We start from the raw sequence: 19,369 nt of genomic DNA, 5'->3' as shown, positions 1-19,369 counted from the left end.
ATTTAGCATTTACCGCATGCACCGCCGTAACGTGCTACATTTTTAAGATTCTTAATTTGCATTGGTTTCGCTTTAATTTTCATTTGTTTTCACCTCCTTTAATTTCTCTGCAGTAACAAATGCAATGACATTTTTTGATGTATAACTAATCGAGTGATGTAAAATAATTCCTTCTTCTTTTAAATTGATTTTTGAAGTATAAATATTTGTCTCTCCATTATCATCGATGAAAAATTCAATATTTAAAAAATTAAATTTTTCATAAACAAGATGATTAATGGCTTTATATGCTGCTTCTTTAATAACGAAACATTTAGCTATCCATACTAATCTAAGCTCACTATCTTTTAATCCCATACAATAGTCTCTCTCTTTTTTGGAGAGAACCTTTTCAATGATCCAAATTTCATTTCTTTTAAGCATTTTATCTAAACTGGCTAGTTCAATCATATCTACTCCGATTCCAACTAACACTACAATGTATCACTCTTTCATATAATTAATTTTAAATCTTATTTATTTTAATAATTGACTAATATTGAGTATTTTTTTATTAAATACTTAGCTACATTAGGATTCATTATTTACTTTTTTTTCAAGTTAAACAAACTGTATAGTATTGGTACAATAAACAGCGTTAATAAAGTAGATGTTGATAGCCCTCCAATGACGACTACAGAGAGTGATTTTGACACCATTCCTGATTCATTTGAGATAGCCATCGGAATTAAAGCACCGATTGTTGCAATAGCAGTCATCAAAATTGGTCGAATACGTATGACGCCGGCTTCAATTATAGCTTCTTGTTTGATCATTCCACTTCTTTCATTTTGCTTCACCTTATCTACTAGAACGATAGCATTCGTTACTACAATCCCATTCAACATGAGTAAACCAATCATTACAGGCATACCAATTGGTTCATTTACTATATAAAGTCCAATTAGCGCTCCAATGATAGAAAATGGTATTGCAAACAGAATAACAAATGGAGCCTTTCCTTCTCTAAATGCAATTACCATGACTAAATATACTAAGAAAATACTGATTACGATGGCAATGGATAGATCTTTGAAGCCATCTGACATCGATGCAGATGCGCCTTCCTTGTAGTAGCTAATATTTTCTGGTAACTCTAAATCATTGATAATTTCATCTGCTTTCGCTATCACATCCCCTACTTTTTCATCTGTGATTGTACCATTTACCATGATATATTCATTTCCATTCAAATGAGAAACAGCGGTAATATTATCGACTCTTTTCAATTCACCTATCTCTTTAAGAGAAACCGGCATACCCATTACATTGTTAATTTTTTGATTCCCTAGTTTTTCGATGGATGTTATTTCGTCCATCTTCAATCCAAGTTTCACTTCTCGTATTTCGCCTTCCATTCTCATCGTTGTTACTATATCACCGCTAATTAGTGTTCGAAGACTTTGTGCTACCACGGCTGGCATTAGTCCTTTTTCAGCAAGCTTAACTTCGTCCAAATCAATGACTATTTCAGGCTCTTCACCTTCTAAAGATGTTGTAACATCTGTCATTCCTTCTACTTCTTTTAAACTAGTTTTGATTTGCTCGCTTGCCTTTTTTAAATCCTCAGAATTAGACCCATTTACAACAAGAGTATACCTACCTTCTGCACCACCAATAATTCCACCTACCCCAGATACTGTAATTTTCTCTGGCTCTGTAATGGTTGTAAATTGGGATCTCAAATCCTTTACAAATCCATTAATATTTACTACAGAATCTTTTACAACAAATGAAATTGTTGCACTTTCAGATGCTCCGTCAATATTTGTATTTACCAGAGTTATATCCTCTTGATCAATTAAGATTTTCTCCACTTTACTAGCTGCTTCAATTGTTTTCTTTGGAGCAGTTCCTTTTTCCATTTTAATTTCGACATCAAAATCATTCACTTTCTCTTGCGGAAGGAAGGTTGTGCCGAGTCTAGGTGTTATTAGGGCAACAGAACCAACCAGAATCAATAATGCTGTAGTTAAAGTTACAAATCGATGTTTTAACACCCAAGTCAATTTTTTTCGATACCAAATTTGAAGTGCATTTTCTTGTGGTTCCTTCAGTGTAGTTTTTAAAAGAAAAATTCTCGATAAGAGTGGAACAAGAGTTATTGCAACAATTAATGAAATCAATAATGAAATAACTATTGTCCATGCAAGTGGTTTGAAAAATCCCCCTACAATCCCTGGTACAAAAGCCAATGGCAAGAAAACCGCTACAGTTGTGATTGTGGAAGTGGTTATAGCAGATGCGACTTCTCTTGTAGCTTGTTCTATGAGCTTATCATTTCTTTCTTTTGAAGCCCTTACCCTTCTAAAAACATTTTCAATTACTACAATTGAGTCATCCACTACCCGTCCGCAAGCTACTGCAATTCCTGCAAGTGTCATAATATTTAATGTATATCCTATCGTTTTCATCAGAAGAAAAGATGCAAATATGGATACTGGAATGGATATAACAGCAATAATGGTCGAACGAATATTTCTTAAAAATAACAAGGTTACGACAACGGCCATTAATGCACCTAAAAATGCCTCCTTGAGCATAGAATAGACTGATTTCTTAATTTCAATAGATTGATCACGCAGTGTTTCTACTTTATATCCTTCAGGAAGATCCAAATTTTTCATTTCTTCCTTAACTTGTTCAACAATAGCTACTACATTAGCTCCACCTTCAGCCATAATACCCAAACTTACTCCTTGTTCTCCGTTTATTCGTGTAATATTATTTGTGTATTCACTTTCATATGTAACTTCAGCAATTTCACCTAAAGTAATCGTTCCAGGTAAAGTCTTAGTGGTTTGTGAATTTGTCCCTTGTGTGAAAATCTTTATTTTTTTAACATCTTCAACTGATTTTAATTCTTTATTTATTCGCACCGGTAATACTTCGTTAGATACAGAAATATCACCGGTCGGCATCGAAAGATTATTTGCTGAAATAGCTGTTTTTACATCATTAATAGTAATTCCACTTGCCTCTAATTGTTTAGGTATTAGTCGAACAAGCACTAACCGATCTGCAACCCCGCCAACCTCGATTTCACTTACACCATCGATTACTTCAATAAGTGGAATAATACGTTTCTTCATAAAATTTTGAACTTCTTCATAATTTTCATCGGCATAAATCCCCATTGAAAAAACAATTGGATTATCATCAGGACTAGATAATTCAAACTTCGGTTCTTCTGCCAATTCTGGAAGTTGAATCTTGTCAACACTTGCCCTTACTAACTGTTCAGCTTGCTTCATATCAATTGACATATCAAATTCTATCGTTGAATATGCTGCATTAGCAACGCCACCTGTATATACATTCTTTCCGCCTTCAATCTTTATAAATTCTCTTTCCATTTGCTCCCCAATATCATTCATTGATTGTTCCGGTGAAGCACCTGGATAAGGAATAAAAACTGTCAAATATGGAATGTCTACGTTTGGATACTTCTCAATATGTAACTCTTTTAAAGAATAAATTCCTCCTGCAACAATAAGAAGTACCACTAAACACAGAGCTAAAGCACTTTTCATACTAAACTGAATTATTGATTTCATCTTATACCTGCCTCTATAAATATTTATTTAACATTATTTCTGAACCATTAGATTAATTGTGTGCCATTCTATTGGAATTGATATGATATTCGGCGCAATTGGAAACTAGGTAAATACCAAATCAAATCTATTTGGTATAAACAACTAATATATATTGTTAATTCTGCTTAATTTACAATAAATCGTATTTATAGCAATAGATCGTAAGTATTAATAAAAAAAAGAAATAAAAAAGTTATCCAAATTTGATTTCATAATTTGTCTGAGTAGTGTATTACTAACTTCTTAATTTATCTATATTTTCTATATTCAGATTAATATAATATAATCCGTCATTTCAAGGTAAGGAATACGACATTACTATTTCGGTTTCCCGACACATTTTGTAATTATTTGTTAAAAGCGCTCTAAAAATATAGAGGTAACTCTATATAGATAGAGTTTACATTCTATATAAAACAGTAATATAACACACATTTTTTACGTTATTTACCATTTTACTATTCCATTTAGTCGATATATGATTCATAATGAATGTATACTGAATGTAATTGTTACAACAAAAGGTGGTTTGTATAATGCGACATAATGAGGTCTTAATTATTAAAATGAAAGAACTAATTACAACGAATCAACATTTACATCTCGCTTTTCAGGACCAACTTATTCAATATATCAATGTCAAAACAAACGCTTCTTTCATGTTTGCTCATCTTTGCCTTTTCCATTATGAGGCATTTGGCTGTGAACTAGATGATGATGCGGTGTCGATTGCAGCAGCACTTGAGTTACTTATTTTAAGCTTTGATATAATTGATGATTTACAAGATGGTGATGTCGATACAATCTGGTCTCAGGATACCGCAATCGGGTTAAATGGAGCTATTGCGCTTCTGTTTATTGCGAAACAAATTGTATTAAAAACTTCAAGTCGATACAAATGGGAAGTTGCTTGTTTGCTAGAAGAATATGGACTTGATTGTATTAATGGTCAACAACAAGATTTACTTAATACAGCACGGACTGAAGAAGCATATCTCAATATGATTCGCCAAAAATCTGGTTCATTAACTGCTCTAAGTTGTCAGCTTGGTGTTGTCTTAGCTACTGGCCAAATAAATTCAACGGTTGCACGTTATGCTGAACATATTGGCATGATTCAGCAAATCAAAAATGATATTACAGACTTAAAATATTGGAATGGAAAAAATGATATTATCTATAAAAAATATTCGTTGTCAATTCTTTTTTTATTTTCACAGCCATCATCAGTTGCGGTACATCTAAATGATTACTACGCAGGTAATACGCATTCAGTAAATGTTCCCTTACTTCAAAAAGCATTAATTGATAGTGGTGCGATTCAATATGCACTGGCGATTAAAAACTTATTAAAGCTAGAAGCTTTAGTATTTTTAAAGCAGATTAAAATGCACGAAGTAGACCTTTTATATGTAGAAAAATTAATGAAATGAGGTAATGTCAAATGATGAAATTCATTCAATACTTACAAGAAAACCCAGCGTTCATACAACTTTTAAAGGATAATAAGCTTTCTTTAGTAGGTGTAACTTCACTACAACAAAAAGCAATTGTGGAAGCATATGATAATGATGTATGCTTAGGCAGCCTAGGTTGGCGACCACTTTAATCCCTCTCCGTTCGTTCATCACCTTGTTAACACTTTATATCGCTGTTGGGAGTTATGTACTTTATATCAGCTATAGTTCTCCTATTATTGGGATAGAGGTTGTAAAACAAGACGAATCGATTGGTAATTGAGCATTTCGAATATCCTGATTGGGCAGAACTCCATGAAATAAGTAAAGGTGATATATTGATTGCAATCGATGACTTCTCTCCTTATAAAATGGAGCACGTTGCACCAGACGGGATTGTTCGATCTGCTAAAACACTAACTGTAATGGACGCTACAGGAAACATTAAAGAAATTGATGTTTTGTATCATGAATTGCCTAAGGCATTTTCACATTTTTTCATTTTACCAGTAATTTACTTTTTACTTATGTTGTCATTAGCAATTTATTTATATAAGCAAAAAAGTGGCAATGTCGCTTCACTGAATATTTTAATTTATTTTTTGCTAACGGTATCGCTTGCCTATTGTAGTGTTGGTGCATCCACCCAACTACATCCCGTAGGTAGTATTGTTAATAGTACATGTTTAATCCTATGCCTTGTACTACTCATTCACTTTTTACAAAAGTATTTTGCTTTTTTGCGTATACCATGGAGATTTAATAAAAAGATTTGGATCTTATATCTCATTACTGTGTGTGTTTTCCTAGTGTCTATGATAGAAATTTTCAATTCAGCATTTTTCACTTTGAATACGATCATTATATTGCTGCTATTTGTGGCTCTGATTTTTTATATTTTAATCATTCTTGCAACTTCGTATACTCGTGATCGAAGCATTCAGCTCCAAATACTTTTTTGGTTTATCGTTCTACCATTTTTACCTTTTGTCATTTTTTATGTACTCCCTGAATTATTATTTCAACAAGCAATTTTAAGTCCATCGACTTGCGCTATATCGTTACTATGCATTCCCTTTACATTCACCTTTATGCAAGTAACGGAACGATTATTTGATGTTGACTATTATGTTTCTCGTATACGTTACTATGTGCTGTTTGCTGGTGGTATGACAGTTTGGCTAATGATAGGAATTGACTCGTTTTTATCGATTTCAATACGTACTAATATAGGTATAGCACTTTTTATTTTCATTTCTATTTTTGTGCTGTTATGTGTTAAAGAAAAAATTGATTATGTGTATAGAAAAGTATTATTTTCTACGAACGGCAATAATATTCATTTTTTGTATTCGATTATTGATAAAGTCGGAAAAGAAATAAAAATGGAGGATTTATTTAACACACTTTCCGATCAACTTATGAAGCAATTAGAAATGAATACGGTTTATGTCATACAATATGATATGGAAACTGAACAGATTTCTCTTGCTAATGCTCAGTCTGAAGAGAATAGGCACCAACTCCAATTAACGCCAAAGGATTTAGATCAACTACAAGTTGGATCAATAAAGAAATTTCAAACGTTTTACGTCGCTTGCTTACATCGAAATATAAAAACAAAATACTTTTTGATTTTAAGAACCAACTCCAAAATTCATTTAAAGAAGGAAGAACTTCTTTGGTTAGAATTACTGCTTCATTACATTGATAATTTTGTTGAAAACACACAGCTTGTAGAGGATTTAATGTTTGAGTTAAAGCAAGCAAAGGAAGGACAAAACTATCCTGCTTGGCTACATAAGCTCTGCTGGTTACAGCTTGAAGAAGTAAAAAGTCAACTTGGACAAGAGCTCCATGATACTATTTTACAAGAGCAAATTTTTTTAATTCGCGAATTGGACAACTTACTTTATGTACGTGATCGCGATCTCGTACAACAAAAAATTTTACAAATTCATCAGCAACTAATAACAATAAATGTCCAGTTGCGACTATACTGCGAGCAACTTAAGCCTCCGCTTCTTCAAACACTTGGTTTGGAGGCCGCACTGACGAAATTATTTAATCAGACCGAACAACGAGCTCACTTTACTTTAATGCATTCTATTGAACCGTTACTAATAGATGACAATGAGATGTCGTTACTCATTTATCGTTTAATCCAAGAAATGTTAAACAATGCATTAACGCATTCTAAAGCAACATATGTAAAAATTGAACTTCGTGCTTTATCACAAGGTTTTCATTTATTTTATATGGATAACGGGATTGGCTGTCACTTAGAAGATTTGTATTTATCTGGGACGATGGGGATAATTGGCATGAAGGAACGTGTTGCCGCATACAAAGGGACTATGGTTATTGACTCTTACCCTAATGAAGGTATGCAGTTTGATATTACGGTCAATAAAGGAGACTAAACTATCCATGATAAATATTTTAATCATCGACGACCATCCAATTGTATTAGAAGGTAGTAAAAATCTATTTAATAATATCGATGATATGCGAGCGGATACAGAAAAAAATCCGACAAATATTCCAGAAATCGTACAAAAAACACCATATGATGTTTATTTAATTGACATTAATATGCCAGGTACAAGTGGTATTGACGTCGGAGCTACCATTTGCTCTCTCCAACCTGACGCAAAGATTATTTTGTATACAGGCGATCAGATCGAAGATTACTACTCACTTATCGTGGAAAAAAAAATACATGGGCTTCTTTCGAAAACCGTCACTAAAGAGCGCATACTTCGGACAATTCGTTTAACAATGGATGGCGAGATTATCTTACCTTGGAGCTTCATCGATTTCGTTCAGAAATTAGATCAACCTCAAATTTCGAAGCAACCACTACTTTTAAATGAACGTGAGAAGAAAATTTTACAATTCGTCGTACAGGGCTATACTAATAGTGCTATTGCTCTCGAAATTGATCTTACTCCACGAACTGTTGAACGAAATTTATCACAAATTTATCACTTACTGAATGTTACAACACGAACAGAAGCTGCTCTAATGGCAAAAGAATTAAAATTAATTGATTAAATAAATCCACTTGCACCAAAAAAATTGCACCCTATAAAGTTAAGTGACACTTATAAAAGTCTACTTTACTTTATAGGGTATTTGCATATATTTTTAAAAAAATGAGTTTTTATATACAAATGTCGCACTATTTTAGACATTAATCGAATTAATTTCAAGTTGGCTTTGCTTTTTGAAATCCTTACTTTAACCCTAAAAATAAACATATAAACTCAAATAATCCATTTTGTAGTATAATTTTTATATAGAACAATAGGAATAAATTAGTAAGCCACAATTGTTTTAAATCCTTATTTATCGAGAAAGGAGCTATAAAAGATGTTAAATACTATATTCACTATTATTTTTATATTTGGTATTTACTATTTAATTCGATATCGAATTAAATTGAGAAAAGCTGTTCAGCTCTCTAAGGATGCTTTCTACCCTATTAAGGAAGAAGAATTTAATAGCATCCTCATTCCACACGAGTGGCGGGAAATGGAGTATCTTAGTAAAAATACGAAGTCATACCAATATGTTAAATGGGGAACCGTAGTTGCAATTTTACTATTAGTCATTTTGTTAGTAATTGTTCTTTTAACTGACGTATTAGGAACTTCTTCATTTAGTATTGTTTCTTTATTTTTCGTGATTATTTCCGCCATTAAACATCGTGGTAATTTGTTCATATTAGCAAATGGCATAATCTTTGATAGCAAGTTCTATTCTTTCAGTAATATAAAAGGTTATGAAGTAGAAAAAATAAGTCGTTGGCATGAGCTCTATGGTCTTGACCCTAAAGTAAATAATGGTTATAAATTTATTTTAAACATAAAATACAAGCCTTTTTCACCTAATTTCATTGTAGTAAAAGATCATGCAAGCATTGAAAAAATTGTCGATTTACTTGAAAAAGAGGGTATTTCGGGGATAATAAATGAAGAGAAACCTTATTCTACTGTCAACACATCTACTAATAAATTTTGAGATAGTTAGATATGCATGTATATGAGTGCTTAACAATTGATAGATCATGATCCAAATTATAATAAACAGATTTCTTATCAATAAAAAAAGAGCATTAGAGCATGTTTTGATCAATCATTCAAAACATGCTTTATATTATTTCCAGCATTAATTTGACGTATTTAATGCTCAGCATCCCTATATACCATTGTGATAGATGTTCCTGATATTCCGTATTCTTGAAACCCGAGTTTATTATATATATGTACTGCGTCACTATTATCTGGATCTACACTTAGGGAAATTGACTTATACCCTTCTGCCATAGCAAGCTGCAAGATTTTCTTCATAAGTAAAGTTCCAATTCCCTTTCCTCTACCATTCTCTACAATAGCAATTCCTAATTCTGGCGTGTTGTGATCGACATATCCATAGCCTTGATTATTTTCTTCAAATAATCTGTACCAGACCGCTCCTACTTTTTGATTTTCTTCATCGATAGCAATTAGTGATCTATCCCCCGCTCTTCCCCAACCTTCATGATATTTTCTAATGTGTGGGAAGTTTAGTAACTCTTCTCTAGTCGGTTTATTCTCTGGAATATGGATTGACTCATATAACATATCCAATAAAAACTCATGCTCATTTTCTTCAAGATTTCTTATAAGTAACAATATGTTCAGCTCCTTTTCCTTTGGTGAATCTGTTTATCAATTACTATTTTATATAATATAAGTTGTAGTTATTCTCAAATTGTATGTCCAGTAACTATAGATCAGAGCTTTGCTATCTTAAACTCACTTTTCGTCATACAATTGAAGATCTTTCACTGTTTTTGTAAATGGCAAATATTCAACTCGGCACTCATACACATCATTGTAGTAACGGGTTTTATTATAAGGTAGATTCATTCCGTTCACTGTACTTCTTGTATCTCCGCCACCTCGACGACTATATTTTCTCGTCAGTTCGCAAGTTCCCTGTTCAACTTTCTCATTATTCATGGCGATGGCCACGATATCAAGCCACGTAAATACCTGGCCATGGTCTATAAAAACCATAGCCTGTTTTTTCAACTATCAAATTTGTTTTTCAGTAATATAAGATTTTACAGTTGGTGCTTCATATACATTAAATTGGTCGAGTAGTCCACTTGGTTCTGCATCTACTAGCGCCATAGTACGGTACTTTTCATGTAAGAACTGTTCATCAGACATATGATTAAATAAAGCAATAAGTGGATCAAAATAATGATTAATATTTAAGAGCCCACAAGGTTTTTGATGTAATCCTAGCTGAGCCCAAGTGAAAACCTCAAAAAATTCTTCTAATGTTCCTGGGCCACCCGGCAATACCATAAATCCATCTGCAAGTTCTGCCATTTTTTCTTTTCTATCATGCATAGAGTCTACTACAATCAGTTCAGTAAGATTCTTATGAGAGATTTCTCTTTTTTCTAGAAAAATTGGCATTACTCCAATAACTTTTCCGCCTGTTTCTAATACAGCATCTGCAAGTGCACCCATGACGCCTACACTTGCCCCACCGTATATAAGTGTAATATCACGTTTGGCCAACTCTTTACCCAATTTTTTTGCCACTTCTACATAGATATCCGAAGCTCCATTACTTGATCCACAAAATACAGCTAGAGTTTTCAATATTTATCACGTCCCATTATGTAATCTTGCTTTCATATCATACATTACTTTGAAATTGCATTTACATCAATACTGATTAACCAAAACCATTATTTCACTTTTAAGTATTTTTAATTTAAAATTAAGTTTTATATGCGCTTTTATTAAATGTGATTTTCCAATTCATTTTTTATTGGCGCTGTTTCCAGTTTTTTATTATCTCAAAGCTTTTTGATAGAAGTGTATGGAATAAAAAAATGACTCCGCTACTTTAGCGAAGTCATTTTTTACTCAATTATTTTGATTTCTTCATTTCATATCTATAGCTGTACATCATTCTATTTCACAGCTTGAATAATAGCCGATACGATATATTCTTCCACTTGATGTTCTGGTGCCCATTCCTTGATAAATTCTTTCGATTCATCTTTTGGAGTGATTTGAATATTTTTAAACCCTGCTTCTTGCAAGTAAGCCGTCAATTCTTCGATTGTTGAGGCGCCTGTGATGCAACCTGAATAGAGCGCCATATTTTGTTTCATATCAGTTGGTAAAGTTGTTGTTAAAATTACATCTGAAATGGCTAAACGACCGCCATCTTTTAGAACACGGTATGCTTCTTCAAAAACGCGTAATTTATTTGGTGATAAATTGATTACACAGTTTGACATGATGACATCGACAGATTGATTTGCGACTGGTAAATTTTCAATCTCACCAAGACGAAATTCTACATGTTTAAATTGGAGTTTTTCTGCGTTTTTCCGAGCTTTTGAAATCATTTCTGGTGTCATATCTACACCAATGACTTTCCCATTTAAGCCCACTTTAGGCGCAGCTAAAAAGCAGTCGAATCCACCACCAGAGCCTAAATCTAATACAGTTTCACCTTCTTTTAAAGCCGCAATTGCTTGTGGATTCCCACATCCTAATCCCATATTGGCACCGTTCGGAATGCTTGTAAGTTCTTCAGTTGTGTAACCCATTTTTTGCGAAATCTCTTTTACAGAGATATTTTGATTTTCATCTGGTGTGCAACAGCTAGGAGCACAGCAGCTATTTGTATCAATATTTTTTAATGCTACTTGTTTATAATTATCACGCACACCTTGGCGTATTTGATCGTTTTTCATTTCTGTCATTTTTATACCCTCCGTCTACATTAATACATAAGCGATCACTTATATAATGACTTAAAATAAGACCTAGACAATGCTAGGCGTAAATCGTGTGATTCAATACTTACAATTTAACTTCGAAATATTTCCTTTTCCATCTAAGTGCTACTCCCACTAGAGCTATTAACACCGGTACTTCAACAAGCGGGCCAATAACAGCGGCAAACGCAGCACCACTATGGATACCAAACACACCAACAGCTACTGCTATCGCTAATTCAAAGTTATTGCTGGCAGCAGTAAACGAAAGTGCTGCTGTAACTGGATAATTTGCTCCTGCCTTTCTTGAAGCAAAGAACGACACGACAAACATAATCAAGAAATAGATTAATAGAGGAATGGCTATACGAATTACATCTACTGGTAATTCAATAATTTTATCCCCTTTTAAAGAAAACATCATGACAATAGTGAACAATAAAGCAATCAATGTTAATGGAGAAATCTTAGGAATGAATTGATTTTCATACCACTCGATCCCCTTCACTTTAATACCAATAATGCGCGTTAAAATACCTGCAACAAATGGGATACCTAAGTAAATCAGCACACTCTTTGTAATTTCCCACATTGAAATAGATATATTTAGATTTTCTAATCCAAACCATCCCGGCATGATATTTAAAAAGAAATAGGCAAATACAGAATAGAATAAGATTTGGAATACAGAGTTAAAGGCAACTAGCCCTGCCACATACTCGTTGTCACCTCGCGCCAAATCATTCCAAACAATGACCATTGCAATACATCGTGCTAGGCCAATCATAATCAGCCCCGCCATATACTCCGGATAATCATGTAGGAAGATGATGGCTAGGAAAAACATTAAAAATGGACCTAATAGCCAGTTTTGTACGAGTGAGAGCAATAGAACTTTCCAATCTTTAAATACACGCCACATCTCTTCATATTTCACTTTAGCAAGCGGTGCATAGAGCATAACAATTAATCCGATAGCAATTGGAATAGACGTAGTACCTACCGCTAAAGTATCTAATGTATCTTTAAAATTTGGTGCAATGACGCTTATAAGAACACCTAACCCCATTGCAATGAAAATCCACAGCGTTAAATACCGATCTAAAAAAGATAGCTGTTTTGTTAACGGTTTCTCCACCTTCAATCATCCCCTTCTTGGGAAGAACAAGTTGGTCCACAATGCTTATATGAGATAGGTTCTAATTCTTCAATAATTGCTTGGATGTATGGAGATTGTTCTTCATGTAATCGATAATGCTTCCAAGTCCCTTTTTTTCTTTCTAAGATAATGTCAGCCTCTTTTAATTTACGTAATTGTTGGCTAACTGCTGGCTGTGAAACCTTCAGGACATCAACTAAATCACATACACAGACCTCGCCTTGCTTTAAACAGGCTAACAACTTTAAACGGTTAGCATCACTTACGGCCTTTAACTGTTTTTCCATTATTGTTAAAGAATCCACTATCCCACCTCTTTTATATAATCGTTCACTTATATAAGAGTACTCTTATATTGTAAAGTATGCAAGTATAGAAATTCCGCTTAATCTTTCATTAAAAAAATCTAAAAAACAAGATGTATGCTCTTTTCTTGTCTTTCACTTGAAATAGCTTGATCAAAATCGCTTTATTTTTTCTGAAACTTGTACTTAAAACTATATCCCCTTCATATAATTCATTACAATTGTTACAAATTTTTAACTTTTTTTCATATTTCTATTGAATAGTAAAATATTTAATGCTATTATCTGAATATTAGTTTAATAACGAATCACATGTTACTGATACGATCAGGCATGGTGGTAAACAAAGAAGTTGTAAAAAACTGCTTTGTTGCCTCCATGCCTTTTTTACGCTTTTCTATTACGGCAGCATTATTACATTATTCAACAAAGGAGTTTTTTCATGCTATCAAATTTATTTAAAAAACGTAGTTTAGAAGTTTTGGCACCTATAAATGGAGAGATTATTCCATTAGGTGAAGTTCCAGATCCCGTCTTCAGCCAAAAAATGATGGGAGAAGGTGTCGCTATTATTCCTACTAATGGGAGTGTTCATGCCCCTGTAGAAGGAGAAATAGTTCTCATTTCAGATACGAAGCATGCTATTGGAATACGCACTACTGATGGTTCAGAGATTCTCATTCACATTGGTTTGGAAACGGTCTCTTTAGGTGGGAAAGGATTTACAGTACTTGTAAGTGCAGGTGATAAAGTTTCTACAGGGCAAGTTCTTATCGAAGTGGACTGGGAATATATTCGAGAAAACGCAAAAAACATAGTTACACCAATCATTGTTACTAATAGTGCTGACAAAGACATTCAATGCCATTATTCAAAATCATGCATCCAAGATAAAACCATCTTAATGACCATATCTGCTAAGTAGTGAATCCTTAAATTATCGTAAGTAAAGGAGAGATCGCTTTCGATGAAAATCACGAAGATACTTAATAATAATGCCGTAGTTGTTCTAGATAACGAGCGTGAGAAGATTGCTGTGGGATCCGGAGTTGCTTTTAATAAGAAACGAAACGACATCGTTAATTTAGACAGAATAGAAAAGATATTTGTTATGAGGGAAAATGACAAACTTCAACAATTGTTAAGTCGAATTCCTGAAGAACATTTTACAATCTCTGAAGAAATTATTTCGTACGCTGAGGAATATATTGGTGGAAAGTTAGACGAACGTATTCATATTGTACTGACTGACCATGTATCATTCGCTATTGAAAGATTAAAAGATGGTATTCAACTCAATAACAAGCTTTTACCTGAGATAAAAATCTTATATAGGAGAGAATTTGAGATTGGTCTTTGGGCAATACAACATATAAAAGAAAGATGCCAAGTTGAAATGCCGGAAGATGAAGCTGCTTACCTCGCTCTTCATATCCATACGATGAAATTACAAGGAGGCGATTTACATCAAACGTTAAAGCAAACGTCGATTATTCGGGATATGGTTCAAATTATTCAAAAAAAATTAAACATACATCTCGAGGAAAACGACATTTCCTATCATCGTCTTATCACTCATTTACGCTTTGCTTTAACAAGGATGAATCATTATGAGCTCCATACAATGGATGAAGAAATGCTTGTCATGATTAAAAAGAAATTTCCTTATTCGTACAATTGCGCCGTCGAAGTGACCAAAGAGTTAAAGAAATTGCATGGTATTGACCTACCAGATCATGAGTTAGGTTACATCGCAGTCCATATTGAAAGATTGCAAAAGCAATAAAAAATTCGAAATTATTTTATTTTTTTAAGAAAATTATCTAAATATTCTGTATTGGAGTGAATTATTATATGAAGAAATATTTACAACGGCTAGGTCGTTCTTTAATGTTACCAGTAGCTGTTTTACCTGCTGCGGCTATTTTGATGGGTATCGGCTATTGGATTGACCCTGATGGCTGGGGTTCTGGAAATGTATTAGCTGCTTTCTTAATCAAAGCTGGATCTTCAATTATAGATAACATGTCGTTTCTATTTGCAGTTGGGGTAGCGTTGGGGATGTCCAAAAATAAAGATGGCTCTGCTGCTTTAAGTGGGCTAGTTGCTTTCTTAGTAGTAACGACATTACTTTCTACAGGAACTGTCTCTATGCTACTAAGTACAGATGTCGCCAATGTAAATCCCGCATTTGGCAAAATTGAAAACCAATTTATCGGTATTATATCAGGCATAATTGCTTCTATCATGTACAATCGCTTTAGCCATGTACAATTACCAGATTTCTTAGCGTTCTTTAGTGGAAAACGATTAGTTCCCATAATGACAGCTGCTTCTATGCTAGTCGTTTCCGCAGCATTGTTCTTTATCTGGCCAGTTGTATATTCTGCATTAGTTAGTTTTGGTGAAGCTATTAGTGAATTAGGTGCTACTGGTGCAGGGTTATACGGATTCTTTAACCGCCTATTGATCCCAACTGGATTACACCATGCATTGAACTCAGTATTTTGGTTTGACGTTGCTGGCATAAATGATATAGGTAACTTCTTGAAAGGAACTGGCACAAAAGGTGTTACCGGAATGTATCAAGCAGGTTTCTTCCCAATCATGATGTTTGGATTACCAGCTGCTGCTCTAGCAATGTATCATACTGCTAAAACAAAAAGAAAAAAACAAGCTGCATCTTTAATGTTAGCTGCAGGTTTCGCTGCATTCTTCACAGGGGTTACTGAACCACTTGAATTTGCATTTATGTTCTTAGCTCCAGCTCTTTATGTAGTTCACGCTGCTTTAACAGGTATTTCTTTATTTATCGCTGCAACATTCCACTGGACAGCAGGTTTTGGTTTTAGTGCCGGTTTTGTCGATTTCTTCTTAAGTTCAAGATTGCCACTTGCTAACCAACCTTTAATGTTAATCGTCCAGGGTTTAGTATTTGCAGTCATTTACTATTTCTTATTCCGTTTCTTTATCGTGAAATTCAACTTAAAAACACCAGGTAGAGAAGACGATGAAGATGTAGAAATAGATGATGCTGGAGAAACTACATCAGGTAATAAATTCTCAGATATGGCCGCTAAAATCTATAATGGATTAGGCGGAGACCTAAATGTAACTTCTGTAGACCACTGTGCAACTCGCCTACGTGTAGAAGTGAAAAACATGGATGCTGTTGATCAAAAGAAAATTAAGGCTACTGGTGTTCCTGGTATTAATGTAGTAGGACCGCAAAGTATTCAAGTAATCGTAGGAACAAACGTCCAGTTTGTTGCTGATGAAATTGAAAAAATACGAAAATAATAGTAATTTACTAGACTGAGTTGTAAGATGCTCAGTCTTTTTTTCTATAAGATATCAAAAGTCTATTTGCTTTCACAGCTAATACAACAATTTGAAGAGAATTTGTTGCTCTGTAATAAAGTTTGATACAAATCATCTCTTTAGTTATTCTTTAAGGTGATTTCCCCATTGGGTATTTATGTTAAAATCAATGTTGCACTTGTGAAGAATTGTACTTAATCTAAAGGTGCATGATAGTTGAATAAAGGTATAAAAAATGACATCAATTTAGGTTTTTTTTCATACTATATTATAGGGGTGGAAAAATGCCAAGAATTAAATACCGAGATGCAGACGTTGCTTTAATGGCAAGGATGATGCGCGCTGAAGCTGAGGCTGAAGGAAACCAAGGGATGTTATATGTTGGCAATGTAATTGTTAATCGAGCTGTATCAAATTGTTTAGACTTTAATGATGTAAGAACCATTGAAGATGTCATTTATCAGGTTCAAGGTGGAAATTTTTCTTTTGAAGCTGTTCAAAAAGGAAATTTATTTTATCAAAGAGCGAGATCTTCTGAAAAAAGATTAGCAAAACAGAATTTGGATTATTGGAGACAACATCCAGCGAAATTCGCCCTTTGGTATTTTAATCCATATGCTCCTTGTCCTCCAACATGGTACGGTCAACCTTTTACAGGGCAATTTAAAAATCATTGTTTTTATGAACCAGCAGCTGGAACATGTGAAAGTGTTTATATCGGTTAGATTATCTAGGAGTTATTATTAATACTGGAGTTTAATTGAAAACTCTCCTTTTTAATAATACGTATACAACATTTTTAGTAGTTGGTAATGCTTGGTGGCCAATAATATTCATTCAATGCAACTCATGTAGGTAATGTAAAAGTTATCCGTTTAAAAATGCTTCAAACCCTAACCGTAGTCTACTTTTCTCAAACGTTGTTATGGTGTACTCTTATCTCACGAAATAAAAAGGGAACTTCCTGGTTAACAGGTGTTCCCTTTTTATATATCAAACATTTAGCAATAGTAATTATCCAAGGAAGTAAGATTATGAAATATTGTACTAAACTAAAGGGATGCTTTAGTTCAGGCGTTTGATATTTGCGTTGAATTTTTTCTTACTTTCGATATTCCGCCTTTTACTCTAAGGGGAGCAATTATATCAAAGACGCGCACAGACTCATCCAATAAAGTTTCTTAGTAATTATTTAAGCATACGAATGAAGTCCCGCAATAACGAGATTAACAAACACTTGGTTGAAAATGATTGTTCCGAAACCGATAATGGATAACCAAGCTGTTTTTTCTCCTTCCCATCCTTTACTTAAACGTAAATGAAGGAAAGCTGCATAAAATAAGAAAGTAATTAAAGCCCATACTTCTTTCGGGTCCCAGCCCCAGAATCGGCTCCATGCATATTGCGCCCAAATCATAGCAAAAATAAGTCCGCCTAGTGTAAACAATGGGAAACCGATAACAATTGATCGGTAAGAGATTTCATCCATTGTTGTAGCATTAACACGATTTGTTAGTGGTTTTAACAATGTAATAATTTTACGCCTTGTAATCAACCGGATGAGTAGATAAAGTACAGTACCTACTAAAAACGACCAAATAAGTGTATTTAATTTCATCGCGTTTAAAAAGCTTGAAACTTCTAAATAACCGTTTTTTTGATTCGTTTCTGTATATTGATTATCTGAATTAACTTCAACTACTACAGATTTTACTGGTGCCGTAATGGCTGGTAACTTGTATTTATATATTTCTAGTTTTTTATCTTGGTTTAGAAATTGAAGTTCCTTTTCATAGCCTGTGATAGTAAAAGTTGTCGATGCTCCTATAAATCCACAGACTACTACAAGTAAATACATGACTAACTCTAAAAAGAACGTTCTTTTATTCTTTTCTTCTGTATTAATCACTTTTAATAAATAGATTACACTTGTTACAAAGGAAATTGATAAGACAGCGCTTGAGAAAGCAACGGTAATAACGTGAATTGTTAGCCACTCACTTTGAAGTGCTGGAATTAGTGGCTTTACCTCCTTTGAAAATGCATTAGCATAACCTAGGATTAATAAGGAAATCGGTAATGCAAAAAGACCAATAACCGATTGGTGATAAATATAATACATGATTAAAAAACCAGCCACGAGCATAATGCCGAAGAATGTCATAAATTCATACATATTACTAACAGGCGCATGACCAATTGCATTCCATCTAGTCACAAAGTAAATAATTTGAAGGATAAATCCTATCCAAGTGATCGTTATGCCGATAGTAGAAAATAGCTTTTTTTCTGAAGAAACAGCTAAACCTAAAGGCACAATTGCGATTAAATATAATAGAAAAGAAATATACATAGCTGTACTGCTTAAATCAATTAAAGATTCCGTTGTCATTGAATACCTCCTGCTGATATTGAATAGTGAGCACCTAAAACATGGTGATTTATATAACTAATTACAATATTACCCTATTAACTAGAGGTACTAATGCTATAAACGGAAAAAACAATGACAACTTCATGACAGAATATAACAATTCATTGCGCATTAATTAAATACGATAATTCAATTTATACTAGATGAAGTATTTGAAATAAGATCAAATTTGACTTCACATTATGAAAAAAATCACCAATTTCCCACAAGTATTTTCAATTATTTCTGCATCATTTCCGCAGAAAAAGGGGAA

Annotated in this window: 18 protein-coding genes; 9 read left to right on the top strand and 9 right to left on the bottom strand. The window is 33.6% G+C overall.

Translation table 11 applies throughout. From position 1 onward, the window contains the following. Nucleotides 1–72: 72 nt before the first annotated feature. Together BK137_RS15325 and BK137_RS15320 are read right to left on the bottom strand one after the other, a co-directional pair. The gene (locus BK137_RS15325; RefSeq protein WP_076066864.1) at nucleotides 73–474 is read right to left on the bottom strand and encodes a holo-ACP synthase; all 402 of its coding nucleotides are present in this window, start codon (nucleotides 472–474) and stop codon (nucleotides 73–75) included. A gap of 110 nt (nucleotides 475–584) precedes the next feature. Continuing rightward, complete coding sequence (locus BK137_RS15320) at nucleotides 585–3,596, bottom strand: efflux RND transporter permease subunit (RefSeq protein ID WP_051448712.1); 3,012 nt, start codon at nucleotides 3,594–3,596, stop codon at nucleotides 585–587. Nucleotides 3,597–4,174: 578 nt separating this feature from the next. Here BK137_RS15320 and BK137_RS15315 point away from each other — a divergent pair. The 5 genes from BK137_RS15315 to BK137_RS15295 all read left to right on the top strand — a co-directional run bounded on the left by BK137_RS15315 (nucleotide 4,175) and on the right by BK137_RS15295 (nucleotide 9,121). Further along, nucleotides 4,175–5,071, top strand: coding sequence for a polyprenyl synthetase family protein (locus BK137_RS15315; protein ID WP_038185174.1), 897 nt, complete (start codon nucleotides 4,175–4,177; stop codon nucleotides 5,069–5,071). An 11-nt stretch (nucleotides 5,072–5,082) separates the two neighbouring features. Beyond that, nucleotides 5,083–5,247 (top strand): competence pheromone ComX, encoded by a 165-nt coding sequence (comX, locus tag BK137_RS15310; RefSeq protein WP_038185187.1) that lies wholly within the window; start codon nucleotides 5,083–5,085, stop codon nucleotides 5,245–5,247. Between the two features lie 120 nt (nucleotides 5,248–5,367). Then, nucleotides 5,368–7,518 (top strand): sensor histidine kinase, encoded by a 2,151-nt coding sequence (locus BK137_RS15305; protein ID WP_051448713.1) that lies wholly within the window; start codon nucleotides 5,368–5,370, stop codon nucleotides 7,516–7,518. A 7-nt stretch (nucleotides 7,519–7,525) separates the two neighbouring features. Then, nucleotides 7,526–8,152: a response regulator transcription factor gene (locus BK137_RS15300; protein ID WP_038185188.1), complete on the top strand. Its 627-nt coding sequence runs from the start codon at nucleotides 7,526–7,528 to the stop codon at nucleotides 8,150–8,152. Between the two features lie 318 nt (nucleotides 8,153–8,470). After that, entirely contained in the window at nucleotides 8,471–9,121 is a 651-nt protein-coding gene (locus BK137_RS15295; RefSeq protein WP_051448714.1) for a hypothetical protein, read from the top strand. Between the two features lie 161 nt (nucleotides 9,122–9,282). Here BK137_RS15295 and BK137_RS15290 read toward each other — a convergent pair whose 3' ends face one another. From BK137_RS15290 to BK137_RS15265, 6 genes are all read right to left on the bottom strand, one after another. After that, a complete protein-coding gene (locus BK137_RS15290; RefSeq protein ID WP_143691066.1) occupies nucleotides 9,283–9,774 on the bottom strand; it encodes a GNAT family N-acetyltransferase in 492 nt (163 codons plus the stop codon). 123 nt (nucleotides 9,775–9,897) lie between these two features. Further along, nucleotides 9,898–10,116, bottom strand: coding sequence for a hypothetical protein (locus BK137_RS15285; protein WP_143691065.1), 219 nt, complete (start codon nucleotides 10,114–10,116; stop codon nucleotides 9,898–9,900). Between the two features lie 63 nt (nucleotides 10,117–10,179). Beyond that, entirely contained in the window at nucleotides 10,180–10,761 is a 582-nt protein-coding gene (locus tag BK137_RS15280; protein ID WP_038185192.1) for an LOG family protein, read from the bottom strand. Between the two features lie 317 nt (nucleotides 10,762–11,078). Continuing rightward, nucleotides 11,079–11,882 (bottom strand): arsenite methyltransferase, encoded by an 804-nt coding sequence (locus BK137_RS15275; RefSeq protein WP_038185195.1) that lies wholly within the window; start codon nucleotides 11,880–11,882, stop codon nucleotides 11,079–11,081. Nucleotides 11,883–11,982: 100 nt separating this feature from the next. After that, on the bottom strand, nucleotides 11,983–13,035 hold the full coding sequence (arsB, locus tag BK137_RS15270) for an ACR3 family arsenite efflux transporter (RefSeq protein ID WP_038185208.1): 1,053 nt from the start codon (nucleotides 13,033–13,035) through the stop codon (nucleotides 11,983–11,985). 2 nt (nucleotides 13,036–13,037) lie between these two features. Further along, the gene (locus tag BK137_RS15265; RefSeq protein WP_038185741.1) at nucleotides 13,038–13,343 is read right to left on the bottom strand and encodes an ArsR/SmtB family transcription factor; all 306 of its coding nucleotides are present in this window, start codon (nucleotides 13,341–13,343) and stop codon (nucleotides 13,038–13,040) included. A 460-nt stretch (nucleotides 13,344–13,803) separates the two neighbouring features. Here BK137_RS15265 and BK137_RS15260 point away from each other — a divergent pair, with 460 nt between their 5' ends. The 4 genes from BK137_RS15260 (at nucleotide 13,804) to BK137_RS15245 (ending at nucleotide 17,407) form a co-directional block, all read left to right on the top strand. Further along, nucleotides 13,804–14,286 carry a PTS sugar transporter subunit IIA gene (locus BK137_RS15260; RefSeq protein ID WP_038185219.1) on the top strand — a complete coding sequence of 161 codons (483 nt, stop codon included), beginning with the start codon at nucleotides 13,804–13,806 and terminating at the stop codon, nucleotides 14,284–14,286. Nucleotides 14,287–14,328: 42 nt separating this feature from the next. Beyond that, nucleotides 14,329–15,147: a PRD domain-containing protein gene (locus BK137_RS15255; RefSeq protein ID WP_038185225.1), complete on the top strand. Its 819-nt coding sequence runs from the start codon at nucleotides 14,329–14,331 to the stop codon at nucleotides 15,145–15,147. A gap of 68 nt (nucleotides 15,148–15,215) precedes the next feature. Then, entirely contained in the window at nucleotides 15,216–16,661 is a 1,446-nt protein-coding gene (gene nagE, locus BK137_RS15250; RefSeq protein ID WP_038185227.1) for an N-acetylglucosamine-specific PTS transporter subunit IIBC, read from the top strand. Between the two features lie 305 nt (nucleotides 16,662–16,966). Further along, on the top strand, nucleotides 16,967–17,407 hold the full coding sequence (locus BK137_RS15245; RefSeq protein WP_038185229.1) for a cell wall hydrolase: 441 nt from the start codon (nucleotides 16,967–16,969) through the stop codon (nucleotides 17,405–17,407). Between the two features lie 467 nt (nucleotides 17,408–17,874). Here the strand turns inward: BK137_RS15245 and ccsB are convergent, their stop codons facing one another. After that, nucleotides 17,875–19,074 carry a c-type cytochrome biogenesis protein CcsB gene (gene ccsB, locus BK137_RS15240; RefSeq protein WP_038185231.1) on the bottom strand — a complete coding sequence of 400 codons (1,200 nt, stop codon included), beginning with the start codon at nucleotides 19,072–19,074 and terminating at the stop codon, nucleotides 17,875–17,877. Nucleotides 19,075–19,369: the final 295 nt, after the last annotated feature.

Origin of the sequence: Viridibacillus arenosi (assembly GCF_001955655.1) — a bacterium.
In the GTDB taxonomy this organism is placed as follows: Bacteria; Bacillota; Bacilli; order Bacillales_A; family Planococcaceae; genus Viridibacillus; species Viridibacillus arenosi.
Note: the sequence above shows the minus strand (reverse complement) of the source record. Positions and strands in the feature narration are given on the sequence as shown.